General features: G+C 47.0%; 14 protein-coding genes and 1 rRNA gene. 3 read left to right on the plus strand and 12 right to left on the minus strand.

Going from position 1 to position 17,583, the window contains the following annotated elements:
- The 10 genes from B9Y77_RS13625 to B9Y77_RS13670 all read right to left on the minus strand — a co-directional run.
- A 16S ribosomal RNA gene (locus tag B9Y77_RS13625) occupies nt 1-91 on the minus strand; the annotation flags it as partial.
- A gap of 4 nt (nt 92-95) precedes the next feature.
- Entirely contained in the window at nt 96-392 is a 297-nt protein-coding gene (locus tag B9Y77_RS13630; protein ID WP_085492033.1) for a hypothetical protein, read from the minus strand.
- Between the two features lie 232 nt (nt 393-624).
- On the minus strand, nt 625-1,998 hold the full coding sequence (locus B9Y77_RS13635; RefSeq protein WP_085492034.1) for a diguanylate cyclase domain-containing protein: 1,374 nt from the start codon (nt 1,996-1,998) through the stop codon (nt 625-627).
- A gap of 89 nt (nt 1,999-2,087) precedes the next feature.
- Nucleotides 2,088-5,189, minus strand: a complete 3,102-nt coding sequence (locus B9Y77_RS13640; RefSeq protein WP_254900050.1) for a cellulase family glycosylhydrolase — start codon at nt 5,187-5,189, stop codon at nt 2,088-2,090.
- A 140-nt stretch (nt 5,190-5,329) separates the two neighbouring features.
- Nucleotides 5,330-6,223, minus strand: a complete 894-nt coding sequence (locus tag B9Y77_RS13645) for a hypothetical protein (RefSeq protein WP_073425426.1) — start codon at nt 6,221-6,223, stop codon at nt 5,330-5,332.
- 128 nt (nt 6,224-6,351) lie between these two features.
- The gene (locus B9Y77_RS16080) at nt 6,352-7,062 is read right to left on the minus strand and encodes a hypothetical protein (RefSeq protein ID WP_176221774.1); all 711 of its coding nucleotides are present in this window, start codon (nt 7,060-7,062) and stop codon (nt 6,352-6,354) included.
- Nucleotides 7,062-7,811: a tetratricopeptide repeat protein gene (locus B9Y77_RS13655; RefSeq protein WP_085492036.1), complete on the minus strand. Its 750-nt coding sequence runs from the start codon at nt 7,809-7,811 to the stop codon at nt 7,062-7,064. Before B9Y77_RS13655 ends, B9Y77_RS16080 begins: the two co-directional genes overlap by 1 nt.
- A gap of 51 nt (nt 7,812-7,862) precedes the next feature.
- Nucleotides 7,863-9,437, minus strand: coding sequence for a glycosyltransferase family 39 protein (locus B9Y77_RS13660; RefSeq protein WP_085492037.1), 1,575 nt, complete (start codon nt 9,435-9,437; stop codon nt 7,863-7,865).
- A complete protein-coding gene (locus tag B9Y77_RS13665) occupies nt 9,437-11,173 on the minus strand; it encodes an NPCBM/NEW2 domain-containing protein (RefSeq protein WP_254900051.1) in 1,737 nt (578 codons plus the stop codon). Before B9Y77_RS13665 ends, B9Y77_RS13660 begins: the two co-directional genes overlap by 1 nt.
- Nucleotides 11,160-12,326 carry an acyltransferase family protein gene (locus B9Y77_RS13670; RefSeq protein WP_085492039.1) on the minus strand — a complete coding sequence of 389 codons (1,167 nt, stop codon included), beginning with the start codon at nt 12,324-12,326 and terminating at the stop codon, nt 11,160-11,162. Before B9Y77_RS13670 ends, B9Y77_RS13665 begins: the two co-directional genes overlap by 14 nt.
- Before the next feature lie 118 nt (nt 12,327-12,444).
- Between B9Y77_RS13670 and B9Y77_RS13675 the strand changes: the two genes are divergently transcribed.
- Nucleotides 12,445-13,596 carry an acyltransferase gene (locus tag B9Y77_RS13675; RefSeq protein WP_085492040.1) on the plus strand — a complete coding sequence of 384 codons (1,152 nt, stop codon included), beginning with the start codon at nt 12,445-12,447 and terminating at the stop codon, nt 13,594-13,596.
- A 22-nt stretch (nt 13,597-13,618) separates the two neighbouring features.
- Here B9Y77_RS13675 and B9Y77_RS13680 read toward each other — a convergent pair whose 3' ends face one another.
- A complete protein-coding gene (locus tag B9Y77_RS13680) occupies nt 13,619-14,908 on the minus strand; it encodes a M18 family aminopeptidase (protein ID WP_085492041.1) in 1,290 nt (429 codons plus the stop codon).
- A 66-nt stretch (nt 14,909-14,974) separates the two neighbouring features.
- Between B9Y77_RS13680 and B9Y77_RS13685 the strand changes: the two genes are divergently transcribed.
- Both B9Y77_RS13685 and B9Y77_RS13690 read left to right on the plus strand, forming a co-directional pair.
- Nucleotides 14,975-15,967, plus strand: coding sequence for an MlaD family protein (locus B9Y77_RS13685; protein ID WP_073425414.1), 993 nt, complete (start codon nt 14,975-14,977; stop codon nt 15,965-15,967).
- Nucleotides 15,961-16,737, plus strand: a complete 777-nt coding sequence (locus tag B9Y77_RS13690; protein WP_085492042.1) for a hypothetical protein — start codon at nt 15,961-15,963, stop codon at nt 16,735-16,737. Before B9Y77_RS13685 ends, B9Y77_RS13690 begins: the two co-directional genes overlap by 7 nt.
- On the opposite strand, the gene B9Y77_RS13695 is transcribed toward B9Y77_RS13690, so the two are convergent.
- Entirely contained in the window at nt 16,738-17,577 is an 840-nt protein-coding gene (locus B9Y77_RS13695) for a hypothetical protein (protein WP_085492043.1), read from the minus strand.
- Between the last annotated feature and the right edge of the window lie 6 nt (nt 17,578-17,583).

A 17,583-nucleotide genomic window follows, 5' to 3' on the forward strand; every position in this document is an offset into this window, starting at 1 on the left:
TTCGCCGCTCGGCATTGCTGCCTCGCTCGACTTGCATGTATAAGACACGCCACCAGCGTTCGTTCTGAGCCAGGATCAAACTCTTCATTGATTTTCTAAATAGTCTGTCCTGTTTTTCGTAAATTGGCGATACTTAAAGTATCGCTTAAATCTTCGGCTCGGTCATGCCCAAGCAGGCTTGGTCGCGACTCTCGCCTCTTGATTAATTGACTTCCAAGAAATTTTCTTGGGCCGTCACTAAGCACATCTCCGATTCCTTCAATCTTCCCGAAAGTCTCGCGGGCTTTCGCTTTTTCCTTCGTGACTCGGTTTCGACCTCGTCTCTCAGGAACGGCGCCAATTATAGAATTTTCAGATATCTTTGCAAGGGGTAAATTCGAAAAAAATTTCATTTTTTTCACTTTTTTCGATGAGAACGGGATGAACGCCGCCGGAAATACACAAAGTCAACAACCTATAAACAGAAATCTTTTTTTTCGCCAAAGGAAAGAATTGACTGGACCCTTCACTTCGTTCAGGGTGACGATTGAAAGAAGACAATCCTCAGGAAAAGGGCGATGCCGGAACAGGGTCCGGCATGACAACTAGAGGAAAGCCCAGGGTAACGAATGAAAAACAAACGTTTTACCGGTACTTTAAGCCGGGGAAAGCCTCGTAATACGACTTTTTGTCAGCGTACATGCGTTCATCGGCAAGTCGCATTGCAGTACGTATATCGCTCTCACCATAACAGACTCCGACAGAGAAGCGAACGTCCTCTGTAATTTTCGACAAGTAATGGACTTGATCGACACGACGTCGGACTTCATCTTCAGCGATTTTGGACACAATTATCATGAACTCGTCACCGCCAGCACGGAAGACCTCGCCATCATGGAAAACGCTTTGCAAAATCGAGGCTGCCTTACGCAACATCTTATCGCCCGCAGCATGTCCACGTTCATCATTCACTCGTTTAAGCCCATTTAAGTCCGCAAATAGTACAGCATCCGGCATCGGAACCTGACCTTCGACAATCTGATTGACCCAATTATTCATCACGTTTCGATTCTTGATACCCGTCAGGGAATCTATCGTACTCATGACTTCAAGTTTGTTCAAAAGCTTATAACTTGCAATTTCGGATGCGATAAAGAACGTTGTAAGCTCAAGCGTTTCCTTAATCTTCATGACATCTTCGACATTGAAGTTGAGCGACCACATATAGCCGAGCAACTTTCCACCGTGACGCAACGGGAACAGCACCACTGTTTTAACCCCGGCATAACGAAGAGACGCATGCCAAACAGGATTCCGTTCGCGCAGATTTTCCATATCGCGGTCATCTTTCAAGATGATGCAAGTGCTCCCTGCAAGCGTATCTGGCCACGTTTCCAAAATCGCATAGAACCCCTGTATATAGCGAGCCATCGGGTACAGCCCAGACCCTTCACGGAGAGATTCCGCAAAAATCGAGCAAGTACATTTTTCATCATCGGTCAACAAAATACAGCAATGGTCCGAGCCACAAATCTTGCGGATATCCTCGACCACATCCTGGAACGCGTGCTTGATATTACCCGAGCCACGCAACTTGATGCAAGCTTTCAACACGTCAGCAGCGGTATCCGCAGAAAGGTCCGCCATCGCAGAAGAATCCGCCTTGGGGGCAACGTCATAACAGTAAATGCAATAGCCAATATTTTCTTTGTCCGAATCAAGCGGCAAAAGGAACATATTGAGCCAAAGACCCATCATGTAAAGATTCACGTAGGCATGGAGCGGCTTTCCATCGCGAATGCAACGGAAGCAATGCTCTTCAAAATTCGGATTCTTGGGGAAACAAGCCTCATAGGGGCAACCGGGTTCAAACGGATGATTCAGCGCAGCCATGTCATCGCAATGAGCTTTATTGCCCGCAACTACACGGATATTTCCATAAGTCCCATCTGGGAAAAATTCAACAGAAACAACACAAGCCTTAGCTTTATAGTGCGACAGCAAATCATCAAAGTTCATAACAAATCCCCTATTTTTCGTTTATTAATATAACCTTTTTGGACGGGAAAGTCATTCAGAAATTTTATTTGTACTACCCATTCCAGCCCCTAAGTTCTAAAAATTCGCCATCCTAGGTTTTTCCACAAGTTGCGAATATACTCATCGCCAAAGCGCAAGCGTTGCGGCAATGTCGGTATGCGGTCATAGAGCATTTGCACAAACTCGTCTTTCTGACCCGCGAAATCGAGAATTTCGACCGTATAAACGCTCGGCACTTTGGGGTTGCACGAATGATGAATCGAGACAACAGTTCCCTTGACATTCAAGTCTTTGTTGTCCGTAGAAATTCCAAGCTCTACTTGCTCGCCCAAATAAAGTACATCAACTTCATCGACAAAGACATCCACCGAATGCTCGGTTAGCTTGGTCGTCACGCCTTCCACAAGTTTTCCATCGCCCTTGTGGAGCGCAACAAGATCGGCAGCAAAGACCTTCACATTTTCGCTATCAGAATCACGACCAAAACCAAGGAACAAGCACATCGTGAGGTAATACGAATTGCGCACAAGCCAGAACAGCACCGCCAAAATTCCGATGTATTCAAATGCCACCATCATGTAAGTCATGTGTACAATCCCCGCAAGCGTGAGCACCAAAAGAACCGCAAACGGCAAAAGGCTTCGCTTGTCGATAACTCTACGAACACTTACCTTTTCTTTTTTCGTTACTTTAAACTTGGAAAGCGTTATGCCAAACACCTCCTTCACGACAGGCATCAAGAGGAACGGCATCACGGACGTCTCGTAAATACCGCTCCACTGCGCAGAGATTTTGCCTTGGCTCGTAACGCGGAGTGCAAGGATTTGCAAAATGTGCATCGGCAACCAGAATAACGCAAGGTCCACAAGCGTACACTTGAAAATCGGGATGCAGAACACAGCAAACATCAACGGCGAAATGAGATAAATCAAGTTCTTGATCGGCGAGAACCAGTAAAGCACGGAATTCAAGTAACTCATCTTTTGCGACACATCCAATTTATGGTTACGCAAGAACTTGAGCTGCCTTGCAGTCGCAATCACACCACGCCCCCAACGGGTGCGCTGTTGCACATGTTCCTGGAACGTCGAGGGAGCAACACCCGACGCAAGCGGTTCAGAAAGCCCGAGGCTAACATAACCCGCCGATTCAATCAGCATGCCCGTCGCAAAATCTTCCGTAATAGACTTTGTATAGAATCCGCCGATATCTTCGAGCGCTTTACGGGAAAGGATTGTATTCGAACCACCGTAAATTACGCTGTTCGTTGAAGTTTTTGCAACCTCAATCACGTCATAGAAATAATCCTGTTCATTCGGCACAACGCGCTCGGCATAAAGATTGTGCTGGAACACGTCAGGCGTATAAAAACTTTGCGGGGTCTGGACAAAACCAAGCGCACGGCGACGTTCCTTTGGCAAGCTCGCATTGATGCGCTCGGCATCGACAAAGTACGGAATCGTCTTGAGCAAGAACTTCCGTTGCGGAATCATGTCGGCATCAAACGTTACCACATACGGAGAATTCGTCCGGGCAAGAGCAGCGTTCAAGTTTCCCGCCTTTGCACCTTTGTTATCCGGGCGATCAAAGTAAATCACGCCAAGCTCTTCGGCAAGGGCACGCATTTCCGGACGGCGGTTGTCATCGCACAGGCAAATATGGACTTTGGACTTGTCCGGGTATTCCATGTGCTTACAGCCGATAATCGTCTTGCGCAAAAGTTCCACAGGCTCGTTGTACGTCGAAATGAAAATATCGACATCCGGGAATTCTTCATCTGCAATTTTTGGAAGCGGATGATCGCGCAACTTGAGCAAACCACCGTAATGGACAAATGATTCAAAAAAGCCGAGAACTTCTACAACAAGCAGGAGAAAACTCCCCACCACAGCTATCCAGCCATAAGCATACGGAATCGAGCATGACACACGCCAGCAGAGGTAAACGAGCGTGCAGAGCGTACTAAACAAGAGGAACATATCGCCAAAAATCACCTTGGCTGGGCTCTTATTAAATTTTTTTGCCGCTTCGTCCGTACTGTATTTTAGCAAGTCATCGTAAGAGCGGATAATTTTGTTTTTAGAACGCTTTCTGTACTTTTCCAACGCAAGACACAGAAAGAGAAAAATAAACAGAGGCCCAGCAAACATCAGCCAGACCTTGTGTGGCTTAGAACGGGCTAAAATCTTGAAATTTTCAATCGCGCTATACTCAAGCGTAATTTGATCAATCGGTTTTCCTTGGAATAGCGCCTTTGCAAAACGTCCCGAAATTGTCAAATCACCATCCGTCAAATATTCCACAGCACGGGAATCATCACGGATCATCGAAGATTCTTCTTCTTTATTCGAAAGATTCCAAATGGTATAGCTTATATGCAAGGAGTCAATCAAGCTATACCAAATCCTTACATTTTCAAAATCAATTTTTCCATCACCCGATTCTTCGCAAAGACCACTTTCCGTAATAAATATCGGCGTTCCTCGTTTCATGACATTACGAAGTTTTGCACGAAAGACATAAGTATGCGAAGTTGCATAAAAATGGAACGAATACATCACGTTGTCGAACGGAAGCGGATCCTCTGCCGGGTACTGGATTTCACGAGCATAGTTTGGCGTACCAATGACAATCAGAGCATCAGGTTTGTGCCTGCGAATCACCGGGATAACGACATGCGCATATTCCTTGATGTCTTCCCAAGTGCAGTCGCCATTGGGCTCATTGCAAATTTCAAAAATCACGTTCGGGACATTCGCATATTCCCTAGCCATTTCGTTAAAGAAGGAAATCGCCTCGGCAAGATACACATTAGGATTCTGATCTTCTAGAACATGCCAGTCCACAATAACATACATGTCATTTGCAATGGCGTATTCAACCCCCTTGCGCAAAATTTCCATGTTCTTTTTGCGGTCGCCCTCCACATAGTCCTTGGAGTACATGGCAAGGCGAATGAGGTTCGCATTCCACTCTGTGCTGAGTTGCTTAAACAGTTTGTTATTCACAAACTGCGGAAACCACGTGAGACCATGGGTGCTTGCGCCCTTAAGAACGACGACATTCCCATGCTCGTCGTGAAGCTCCGTACCCACAACATGAAGTTTACCGCTCGTCGATGGACGCGCAACAGGAGTCGCCACCGCAAACGAGACAAAAAACAAAACCAAAAAGAATAGAAAGAAATATTTCCGCACAACCATATCATTAAGATATGAAAATAAACAGAATATTGCAACGTTTATCTTTACACATTAAAAAAGCACCCCACATTTGCAGGGTGCATTGTACCTATTATGAATAGCGTTTATTACTTGCCGTGGCGGAGCTTGGAACCAATAGCGCGGAAAATATCCTTAATCTGTTTTTCGGTCATCGTCGGCGTTTCGGCAGACTTGGCAAGACCCGTCCTATTATGGAAGTTTGTAATCAAGTCTACAAATTCAGCGGAAGCAGAGATGTCCTGATCATAGAGATCAAAATTGAAGAATTCCTGCGTTTCGCCGTTTTCATATTCTTGCTGATAATCCTTAAAAGCCTTTTTACAATCATTTTCGACATACGCATAGCGGAAACCCTGCTTGACGGTGCTAGTCACGCCACCATACGACACCGTATATTCAATGGAACCCTGCGTATGAGAGACATAAGTCATTTCAAGACCTTCAATGCTGAGAGTCTTGCAGCTCATGTTAATAGAGTTCTTCGGAACTTTCGCAATCAAGGAAAGCGTTTCTTGCATTTCGCCAAAGTTTTCGAAAATGCAATCCGTATTGATATAGATAACATCACTGTAATACGGATCTTCGAGAACGACACCTTCAATCAGCGGACTTTTAACTGTCGCGCTCTTATAGAAATTGCCTTCTGGGAACTGTTCACCGGCAGCAACTCTAAATTCATAAGTGTTCTTGCCAGCACCATCACCCAAATCCATTTGAGCCGTGCCGTTGCCAGCATCCGTCAATGCACCATGCTGAGTCGTCTTTTTCCAAACAGCTTCGTTTGCATAATCCGTGCAAGTAGCCTTGGTAATTTCCAAGGTGCCATCGGCAGCATAGCTATATTCACCCATTTCAGAAATGATATAGTCCGTCGGGAGGGCGGCTGGAGTTGGAGCCACGGAGCTGGAATCATCGGAAGACGATACGCAACCCGTCATAGCAAGGGCGACCGCAGGGAGTACGGCAAGAACTTTTTTCATATAAATCCTCATTATTAAATTGTCCTTACTAATGTACAATTTTTTTAAGCTTTACACAAGAAAAAACATGTACAAAGTGAAGATTTATTTACTTGAGTTGTAAAATCGCTAATAAAGGATTATAGATCTTACCAATCCTTAGCCGGGCGAGCTTGACCGCGGACGGGTTTCCAGGGCTTGCGTTCACCGTTCTGTTCGTCAAAGTCCTTGAGGAGCTGGGCCGCTTCTTCAGGAGTCATTTCGCCAGGTTGAAGCGGCTGCTGTTCTGGCTCACCGCCGTTACTATCACTGGAATTCCCTTCGGACTGTTCGGGCTGCTGCTGCTCTCCGGCACCGCCATTGCTATCAGAACTATCGCCACCCTGGCTACTGCTAGACTGACCGTTCTGACCTTGATTCTGTTGATCTTGGTTTTGGTCATTCTGGGCGCTAGAGGAACTCTGGTCGCCATTCTGGTTCTGATTTTGCTGATCCTGGTTCTGCTGATCTTTATTCTGGTCTTGGTTTTGCTTGTCCTGATTCTGATCCTGGTTTTGATCCTGATTATTTTGGTCTTGATTCTGGTCGTTTTTAGGATCGTTCTTCTTATTTTCGTTCTTTTGCTCGTCCTTCGCTTCGTGAATGCGGTCGAGGAGCATCTGCAATTTCTGATCGTTCGGGTAGTATTGCAAGCCTTCGTTGCAAGTGATTTCTGCTGTCGGCAAGCGGTTTTCGATGTACTGGAACGCCGCATCGCCATAGTAGGCAGAAGCCGACTTCGGAGCCGCGAATGCAACGGATGCAAGGAACAAAGTTACAGACGAGAGACGAATGACGAGAGAGGAGAGAGACTGCTTCATTAGATCACCTCCAGGTCGTTGTCGGTGTTGCTAGCGTCAATCTTTGCCTTGGGCTTGCGACCGGCTTTGATTTCGATAACGTCATCAATGCGCTGGACATGGCCGCTCAATTGGCTTGCGGTTTCATCTTCGGCAATCAGATTCTCGAGCATCTGCTTGCCTTCGGCATACTTGCCATCCTTGCAAAGCTGGAGCGCACGAGCCAAAACCTGCTTAGCTTTTTCGCTCAGCGGAGGTTGTTTCTGGTCATTCTGATTTTGGTTCTGGTCCTTGTTTTCTTTTTGCTTGTCGAGTTCTTCCTTAAGCTTACGCTGGACAATTTCAACGTTCTTCTTCGCGTTTTCAAAATCGTTATCGAGGTCAATTGCCTTTTTCAAATAAGCAACCGATTCACGCCAGGCCGCAATGCGCGCACTCGGTTCCTGAGCTTTTTCGCCCACGCGGAAATGCGTATTCGCCAAGTTATACGCCGCCTTCGCCGCCATATTCCTGTCGGGCATGCGCACAGCGCTTTCGAGTTCCTTCTTGGCTTCTTCAAAATTGCCAAGCTTGTATTGGCACGTTCCAATGTTGTAGAACAAAAGCGGATTTGCGGGCTCCGCTTCGCGGGCCTTCATGTACTTTTCAAGCGCACCGGCATAATCGCCAGCGGCAAAAAGCTTGTTGCCATCATTGATTGGTCGGGCAAACGTCGCCACAGCCATAAGCATCGTCAAAGAACAAATCTTAAATACAGTAGAAATTCGCATATTCACACTTCTTATTCTTTTTCGAACACCAATATATCAAATTTCAACTTCTCAGAGTAATTTTGTGGGGTATGCTACAATATATTTTCCAAAATTACGGACTGAAAAGCCGCGCTGTTCAAACCACGAAAGCCTTGAATCCTTGTTTTCCATAAGATAAACGGCTTGCGTATCGGCATTGCCCAAATCAAACGTGAAAACATAGCGGTCAAATTCGTGCACGTAGAGGAACGCGCTCGGGAAATTCGTGTAGCGCACCGTCGAAAGGTAAGAATTCAAGTCCACCTTGCCATAAAAAAGTACTCGCGGGTAGCTCACGTTCGGGTCCACATAAATTTTATCGCCCGGTTTCGACTGCGACTGCGCAAATTCCATGGCATCGCCAATGCCTTCGCAGAACGGATTTGCAATCTGGTCCTTATATACCGTAAAATATTCACGTTCAAAATTGGCAAAGCTCAAGAGGTACGCCACCAACGGAACATAAATCAACTTCGGGTGGATATAGCTAAACGCGATAATAATCCCTTGCGCAGCCATAATTATAATCGGGATAAAAATCAAGTTCACGCGATTGACATTGACATTGATTAAAATTCCAATCGTAAAAGCGGCGAGCAGCCAGACAATCATAAAGAACGAGAGCCCAAGCTTGCGCGACTTTACATCACGCACGACCTGCCAAATGTTTTCGACAAGCCCGACAAAAAAGAACGCAAGTGTCACCGGATAGAAAAGCCCAAAATTGCGGATGCAATTCCACGGGAGTCCATCGGACTGGTTCTTCAAAATATTCCAGAGGTTCATGAAATTTTCAGGGATGCGCTCAAACGAAATTTCACTCTCCCTGAAATAAACAAGCTTCGGGATGCTAATGAACGGCAAGCGGATTTCATTGATGACGCCCTTGTTCACGAACATAAAGAGCATAAGCGGGAGCGCAAGTGCAGCAAGCACGCCAAGCGAAATCCAAGTGTAACGATTGTTGTGAATAGACTTTGTCCAAAGTGCATAAAGCACGTTCAGCAAAATAATGAACGGAACGGCCACCCAGATGGTCGCATACGCATAAAGCGAGAGTCCGTAAAATGCAGCCGAGGCAATCAAGAACTTCGGTTTTTCAAGACCTTTCACAAAGAAGAAAAGTCCGAACAGCACAAAACCCGGCGCCAAGTTCGATTCAAGAGCCCAGCGCGAAAGCATCACATGCCATGGAGAAATCGCAAGCAGAAGTGTTGCTCCCAAAGCAAAGCGTTCGCTCGAGAATCGGCGCACCAAGAAGTAAACCGCCGCAAGCGACAAGAGGCCCACCAAAAGCATCGGCAAACGGATCACCCAGACATGCATCCCGAAGAGTGCCACAAACGGAATCATCAAATACGATTCAAGTGCGTTCATGCCGGAACCCCAAGCAGTCAGGTAAACCGGCAAGCGGTAGCCGTAAGAATCAGCAGCATGGTGTAAAAGCGTATAGGCGTTATAGCCCGCAAAAGCTTCGTCCTGGTTGATATCGCCCGGCACGGAGCCGAACATGTAGACACGCGCAAACGTCCCTAGCAGCAAAATTACAGCAAAGACAAATTGCGCAGCCGTTCGCGATTTCAGCCAAGCAAAAACCTTGTCCATTACTTCCTCTTTGTCACGATGACGTTCAGCCAGTCGGCATGGTCGTAAGCGTTGTCGCCATCGGCATCTGCCTTGAGGATAATCGTCTGCTGACCACCGATATAGACTTTAGCCGATTGCGGCTTTCTATTGCCAAATACAACGTCACCTTTCCAGAGCGTTTCTTCGGGCGTTGCCACAATAAAGCGCACGGAGCCACCGCCACCCGCTTCATCGTCAATGCCCACGACAAATTCGAGCGAATCCGCATCCGCGGGCATCTTGAAGAACAGTTCAGAATTGGCGTGCGTGCCAATGCCATTTTTGTACTGCTGACCACGAACAGTAAGCGTAGCGCCATCGACAGCGCGGTTCACACGAGGCCTCCCGTACTGTTGCGTGTAATGGTCAATCGGCAAATCCGTGAGGTAGAACTGGTTCGATGAAAGTTCCACATTGACCGGCATGAGTCCGACAATTTCAGAAATGAGCATCGGGAAAAGGAACAATGCAAGCACCACGTACGGCGTAAAGCGCGGGAACGGGATGCGAGCAAGCTTTTCAATCAGCGTCGGGAACGCACGCGGGGCAAAGTTGTTCACAACACCCGCAATGAAGATGAGGAGCGCAAGTCCAGAAACCGGCACCCACAAATCGGCACCCTTGAAGCCATTCACCATCGAAATATTCATGGCACAAATGGCAGTCACTAGAATTGACCAGATCCAGGATTTCTTCGTTTCAACCACCATCCACACGCAAGCAAACGGAACGGCGTAAATCAGGTAACGTTCATGCATGCCCGGCAACACAAGGAAGAACGCAAAAGCTTCCCAAGTCGCAAGTTCAAACGTGCGGCGGAGTGTTTTGGCAAAGAGAGCGCACTTCAAAATGTAAGCAGAGATAATCACGAACAGAATCTTTCCAAGCCAGGACGGCGAAAGCAAAAATCCAATGCCATCCGGTGAGAGTCCGAAAAGCGGATTCACGTCACGGCTCGTATTGCCCACAAAGAACATCCAAGTGTTCGCTGCATTGTAAGTCGAGAACGGGTACTGTTCCGTCGTGTTGAGGTAAGCATGCGTGAGGAGCCCCGAGAGGTTCCCTGCAACGATGAAAGGCAAGAACACAAGTGCAATTGCAACCACCATGAGCGGGAGCCCGCGCCAAGACTGCTTATAGCGACGGAGGAAAATGCCACCGAAAATCGGCAAAAGCAAAATCATCTGGAACTTTGCCAAAAGCGCAAGTGCAAAGAACATCGAAGCGTACTTTAAAAGTCCGCGGAAGTTGATGCAGTAAAGAGCGGCAATGCCAAAGATGCAGGGGAATAAATCGACCTGTCCCCAAATCGGGCCGTCGAGCAAAAGCGCCGGGTTCAAGGCCACAAACGCAAGCACGAGATGTGCAGAGTACTTCGGCAACTTGAAGCGCGCCACCAGTCGGCTCGCCAAATCGACAAGTCCTACATGTCCAAAATAAACCGGCCACAAGCAGAAGAACTTGAGAAGGGTTCCCTTTTCTATCGGGATGTTTGCCAAGTTATGGACTTGCGCCACAATCCAAAGCCAAAAAACATAAAGCGGAGGATAGTTGCCGTTAAAGCGTTCAAGCCCGTTATTCGCCAGTTGCTTGACCCAATCCGCCCAATAATTTTGATCTCCACCAAATGCAGCAGCATTTGTACAGAACAAGTTTGCAAGCAGGCAGATAACGCCCCAAATCAAAAAGTACTGGATAGACTTATCGTTTTTCACCAGAAGCTCCAAAATGTTTAAAATGAATATTCACGGAATTCGCTTTCCGATACACAAAACCAAGTCCCTTCCAGAAATAATCCAAAAGCACAGAGGCAATATACGTCATTGCAATAAGCACCAACAGCGACGGGATAGCATATCGCGGAGCTGCAACAATCTTTGCCGGAACATCGAAATAGTAACAGAAGAACGGGTGGATAAGCCACATAAATGTGCTCTGGCGACCGAGATGCCAAAATCCCTTTTTCAGCAATTTCATGCGATTCAGGAGATCCATGCTCGCAACCGTCAAAACGGGAATGAAGAACACATCAAAAATTTCGCCCACTTCATTTTGACGCATGACAATGACCATGCACCAGACGAGGAAATCCGCAAACGGATTCAAGAGTCCATGCTGTTTTGCGGAATCATGCAAGCGGTCGAACAACCCATTACGAGCCACAACAGCGCCCATCCAGAAGCAAGCCGCATACGGTGCAATCTGGCAGAACATGCGAACATACATGTGGCTATTGCCAAGAACGCCAAGTGCAGGGACTGTTTTAAGCCCTGGGAAAATGTGAGCAAACAAAAGCGACACAACGACGACAATAAAAAGATTCACCCTAGCCGAATAGCGGTCGATAATCGCACGAATGAACGGGAAAGTAATCAAGGCAAACGCATAACTTATCAAGAACCACCATTCCCTGTTGTATGTTGAGGTGAATCCCAAAAAGTTCGAGAGCAGTTCTCTTGGCACAAGTTTTTCAAAGCGCGAGTAAATAAAAGGATCAATGCAATACGGAAACTGCGAAGAGAAGAACAAGAATCCTATCGGAATGAAAACGAGAAAAACTTTCCAATAAGCAAAGTAAAGTCTCTTAAGCCTACCAACGATATCATACGACTTTCCGTAACTGCTCTTGTAAACGCCATAGCCGCCAAAGAAGAAAAACATCGGTACGCAAATTTTACCAAAAATTCCCAAATAAAGAGTCGAAGGCATACCAAACAATGTGAACAAGCCCACAACGCCACCACCGGGAATACGATTCGGGAAAAACCAAAGGTGATGCATGAGCATGCAAACAATTGCAATCCCCTTCATAATTTTGGTATCATCGGGCGTTAAGAAATTATCGATTGCGTTTGAACTTTTTTGCATAATATTCTTTTACGTAATTTGATTTGGAAATTATAGAAATCTTTTGGCACATTGCCATTTACATTGTTCCCATTTTATAAATTTAAATGCTAGGATTTACAACGGAGAAGGAACTGTTATGCCCGAAATAAAGAGCACAACGTGTAAAAATCATTCCATAGAACTCATTAGGATTGTGGCGTGCCTGCTAGTGATTATGGCACATAGTCAAATCAGCATCTTAAACAACAATGAACTGATTAGCGGTAGACTCGCCATTTCGACAATCCTCGCCGACGACGTTCCGCTATTTTTACTGGTAACCGGTTTCTTTTTCTTTGGCAGAATCAAGTCCGATGCAGACATCATCCCGACTTTCCCGCATAGAGCAAAATCATTTTTCTCCCGCGTTTATATCCCCACGATTGTCTATATCCTAATCAACATCATTTACCGTTATTACAACAGTCCAACACCACTCAATTCCATTTTAAATGCCGACTGGGATTATCTCGGACGATTCATTTTCAGGTTACTCCCCGGCGACCATTTGTGGTACATTTGTACTTACATGTCGTTTATCTTCTTTTTCCCGATGCTAGCTTTCGTTTGTCAAGACAGCCCGCAAAAGAACAAATTAAGGCAGACTCTTTTGGGAACTGCCATCGGTGCTGCAGTCATTGGCGACGTGCAATATTTTTTCAAGTTGAGCATGATTGATTTCGAAAAATTCCTTTGGGGGTATTGCACTATTTTCCTTATTCTCGGATACGAACTTTCACTGTTCATCTGCAAATTTGAAAACAAGCGGAGCAAGCTTTTTGCCATCGGCATCGTTATTTATCTACTCGGCTTTTTCATCAAGTTTGGCCTGCAATATTACATGTTCACCGAATACGGCGAGAATTACGCGAACAACAGATTCCGTTGGCTCCAGTGTTCGCCTTGCTTTATAACGACTGTGGGAATGTTCATCGCCGTGTACGCACTTGGTACATTAATCAAAGCAAAGGGCATCGTGGCACGCATCATCAATTACGTTGGTTCCTGCACATTCGCGATTTACCTTTTCCATTTCATGGTCATCCTTGAAACGGGAAATTTGCGCAGCACGATTTTCTGGAAAACGGGAGCCGCAATGACATTTTTCAATGCCATCGCGTATTACATCCCTTACGCCCTCGCCGTATTTGGTTTGACTTTGGTTGTGGCGATTGTCTTCAAATACGTTGTCGAAAAGCCCGTAGAGAGACTTTTCAAAAAGGAGATGCCCGTTCAGAGACGGGCATGACAAGCTTCGGCAAGCAAGACTACTAGCAATACAGAGCCTTCACAAGCTTAATCATGTCTTCGTGGTCGCTCGCGGCCATCATCTCGCGGATGCTGTGCATGCTAAGCATAGGTTCGCCAATATCGACCGTCGGGATTCCGAGATTTGCAGAAACCGTAGGGCCGACCGTCGAGCCACAGGGCATGTCGTTTCGCATGATGAATACCTGCAACGGGATTCCCGCCTGCTCGCAAAGCAAACGGAGCTGAGCAGAGCTCATCAAGTCGCTCGCGTAACGCTTTTGTGCATTTGTCTTAAGTACAATACCTTTTCCCAAAAGTGGCGCATGATTCGGTTCGTGTTTTTCCACGTGATTCGGGTGCTCGGCATGTGCCATGTCGATAGAGAGGGCGATACTAGACGAGAGAGGCGCTTGGGCCCTATCGTGCTCGCGCACTCCAGGGTGACAGTCATTCTGGAGCGAAGCGATAGAATCCAAGACACTCTTTAAAAAGTTGCTGGCGGCACCTTCGCGGGTGTTAGAACCGACTTCTTCATTGTTGAAGAAACACGCCACAAAACAATCGTTTTCAGCCGACTTGGCTCCAACAATCGCTTCGGCAATGGCATGGCAACTGCTCAAGTTGTCGAGCCTGCCCGAATAAATCCATTCGTCATTAAAGCCACCACGATTTGCAGGCTGCGCATCAAATAACTGCACATCAAAATCAATCAGGCGAGCCCCCGCAGGGAGCTCCTTTTCAAGAGCCTTCACAAACAAGTTCTTACGATTTTCAGAAGCATTACCTTCCGAAGCGCATGCCCACAGTGCATTGAAATCAATCTGAGGATTGACCTTGAGACCATCCTGGTTCACACCTCGGTTCAAGTGAACCGCCAACTGTGGAATCCTGAAAAGTTTTTCACCGCGGAAGAGCTTCGTTTTGAGCGTTGAATTATCGGCATCGACGTATGCGAGCATCCCTGCATATCCAAGATCGCGGTCGAGCCAGCTCGTGTAAAGCGGAGAACCGTAAACCTCCATATGGAGCGTGCACACACCCGCATTCACGCCATCTGGATTCGGGGAAATCTTAAGCGTCGGAAAGTCCGTATGCGCAAGCGCAATCCTGAACTTCGACGTGTCACACCACTGTTTTGGCGTACGGAACGCAATGACAGAACCTTCGCGGCACACGAAATAGGCTTTTGCAGGCTCAAGACTTGCGCCTAATTCCATTTCAGCAAAAGAATTTGCCTTAAAAAACGACTTCAAAGCGTCTACAGTATGGTACGGCGTCACAGCGGTATTCAAAAATTCAAAAAAATCCATATTTCCTCGAAAAAATTCAATTAAATTCAATTTGACAATATAATCTATTTATATTTCACGCAAGCAATGGCATTTCAAAAGATAAAACAGATCAACTGGATGGAAATGTCCGGCCTCCTGGTCGGCGTTGTGACCACCGTTGCTGTAATGATTTTTTCGCTGACGCTCTACCACTACCTCAATGACAACGGAGTCATCAAGGTCAAAGAGTACACGCTGCACAGTAAGTTCGAAAAGGCTCTCGGCCTTAGACCGGGTACCCGTGTACAGATTAGCGGTGTCGATGTCGGACAGATTAAAAACATGAAGATCAATTCCGATGGCATGGGTGTGCTTATGGAATTTGCCATCCGCCAGGAATTCCAGCCGCTGATTACCGACAGTGCATCAGTCTACGCCATCCGCGACCAGAACATGATTTCGGCTCGAGTCATCAATATTGACATCAGGAACGGCAAAGGAAATATTCTTCAAGACGGGGATACCTTAACGGCAGGCAAAGCTCAAGATATCGAAACCGTCGTGGAAACCGCCAACGAACTTTTGGGCCGCGTAAACCACCTCATCGATGCCGCCGACACGCTTATCGCAATGGCTCTCGATACAGGAACGACCATGGGTGCGTTGTTCGGTTCCCGTGCACTTTACGACAATCTCAACCGTCAATTGTTCCGCCTAGACGAAATTACATTCATCGGCAAGAACGTGCTGAAGAAGACATCCTTCTTGCTCGATACAATGAAGACCGACGTACCGCGACTCGTCAGCCGCGCAAACGAAGTCACGGATAACGTAAGCAATTTGCTTGAAGATTTCAAACCGTTACCGGGTCAGGTCACTTCGCTTTTGAACTCTATGGATTCTACCGTGGGCCGTGTAGACAACCTCGTGACAGACTTCGGCACGGTCACTACCGGACTGCAAGACTTCATGAATACAACGGAAAGCACCTTGCAGAGTGCAGACGACTTAATGAACGGCATGTCCAAGATGTGGCTTTTGAAAGGCAATATACCGAAGCATGACTCTGTGCCCTTTGTCGTGGAGACGCTATGGTAACGAAGGCTTTGAAAATCGCTCTTTGCGTAGCGCTTAGCGGAACCGCTGCATTTGCCACGGAATCCGGGAAAATCGCCTCACGTGCGCAGAAGTCCATTAAGGCAGGGAATTTTGCCAAAGGCTATTCGCAGCTCGAACGCGCTCTCGTTGCAAGCCGTAAAGAAGCGGACCTCAATTCCGAGACTCGCATCTTTATCGCCATGGGTCAAATCCGCACCATGAGTCTCGATTTTGAACTCGCCGATTCACTGTTGAACGTCATCCACGATGATGGCTTGGACCGTTCCACAAAAGCAATGCTCATCAAGTCAAAAGTGACTTTGAAAAACGCAACCGAAAAGTTTAACGAAGCAGTTTCGCTTTGCGAGAGCGTTAGTGAAGAGGAACTGGATAAACTTGCCGACGAATTGCAAGGTTCATTCTATTCGGAATGCGCTATTGCCTATGCAGGCGCCCACCGCGAAGACAAAGCCAAGCAAGCCCTCAAGATGGTCGACAAGCGCCTCGATGACGATACGGGAATTTACTACTGGACGGAAGCCCGCACTAGGGATTTGCTAGGTCAAGACGATGCCGATAAATTCTACCACAAGGCAGAATCTGAATCGGTCAAGTCCAATACACCTTACATGACCGCAAGCATTCTTTACCATCGCGCAAAGCTTATGAGCAAGACAAATCCTGCAGTTGCAAAGGATTTGCTCCGTCGCTGCAAAACATCATTTGAGCTGATGGGTCTCCCCAACAACACTAAACGCTGCGCAGAATAATTATTTCTGTACTAAAGAATCCGCAACACTTACTTTAGCCGTATCAGCGGCAGTAGAATCCACGGCGGGTTCTTCGACTTTTTTCATGGCAAGGAGGCGGTTGTAAACGACAACCGGCGGGATGCGGCCTTCGACCATGCCATCGACAAGGTATTTGACCTTCTGGTAGTTTTCGTCCTTGTCGTAGTCGGCAATCAAGCCCTTGTAACCGAGGAGCTTGAGAATCTTTGTATAAAAGCTTGCACGAAATTTCTTGAAACGCGGTTGCATCACGTCGTTCAAGATTGTTTCAAGCGCAGTCTCGGTCTGCATGGAGTCGAGTTCAAAGCTGCGGTAAATCGTGCGGATGTGATCGGGAATCGTTGTATCCGGACTATCGAAATACTTGCGCATCACGTTAGCGGCTTCGGTCTTGTTGGGGTACGGACCACGAGCGAGGCGGAGTGCAAAGTAAAGCGAAAGGCGCCAGTTTTCAGGATAAACGCGAGTCGCACGGCGGAGTACCGAGAAGTCCGAAGTATCGGGAGCATCTACGGGCGTCACGCCACCGACAAAATAATACGGCGTATAGAATAGCGAATCCAAGCTCGTCGAAAGTTCGGCGACATGGCCGAGATACGCATATTCCTTGCCGGTGAGGTAGCTTTCACCAAGTTCGGTAAGGCCCTTGATCCAAAAGAGCCCCGCTACCGATGCGTCATGCCCTGCTGCCACATAGCGAACAGACGAAGCCTTCGGCAAGAAGGATTCGTCAAAGTTCGTGTCAGGCAACGGCTTGGCGTAATGGAACGCAAGCGCGATGATGGCAATAGCAGTTATAATAGCAGCAAGGAAACGCATAAGTTA

The organism is Fibrobacter sp. UWB13 (assembly GCF_900177805.1).
In the GTDB taxonomy this organism is placed as follows: domain Bacteria; phylum Fibrobacterota; class Fibrobacteria; order Fibrobacterales; family Fibrobacteraceae; genus Fibrobacter.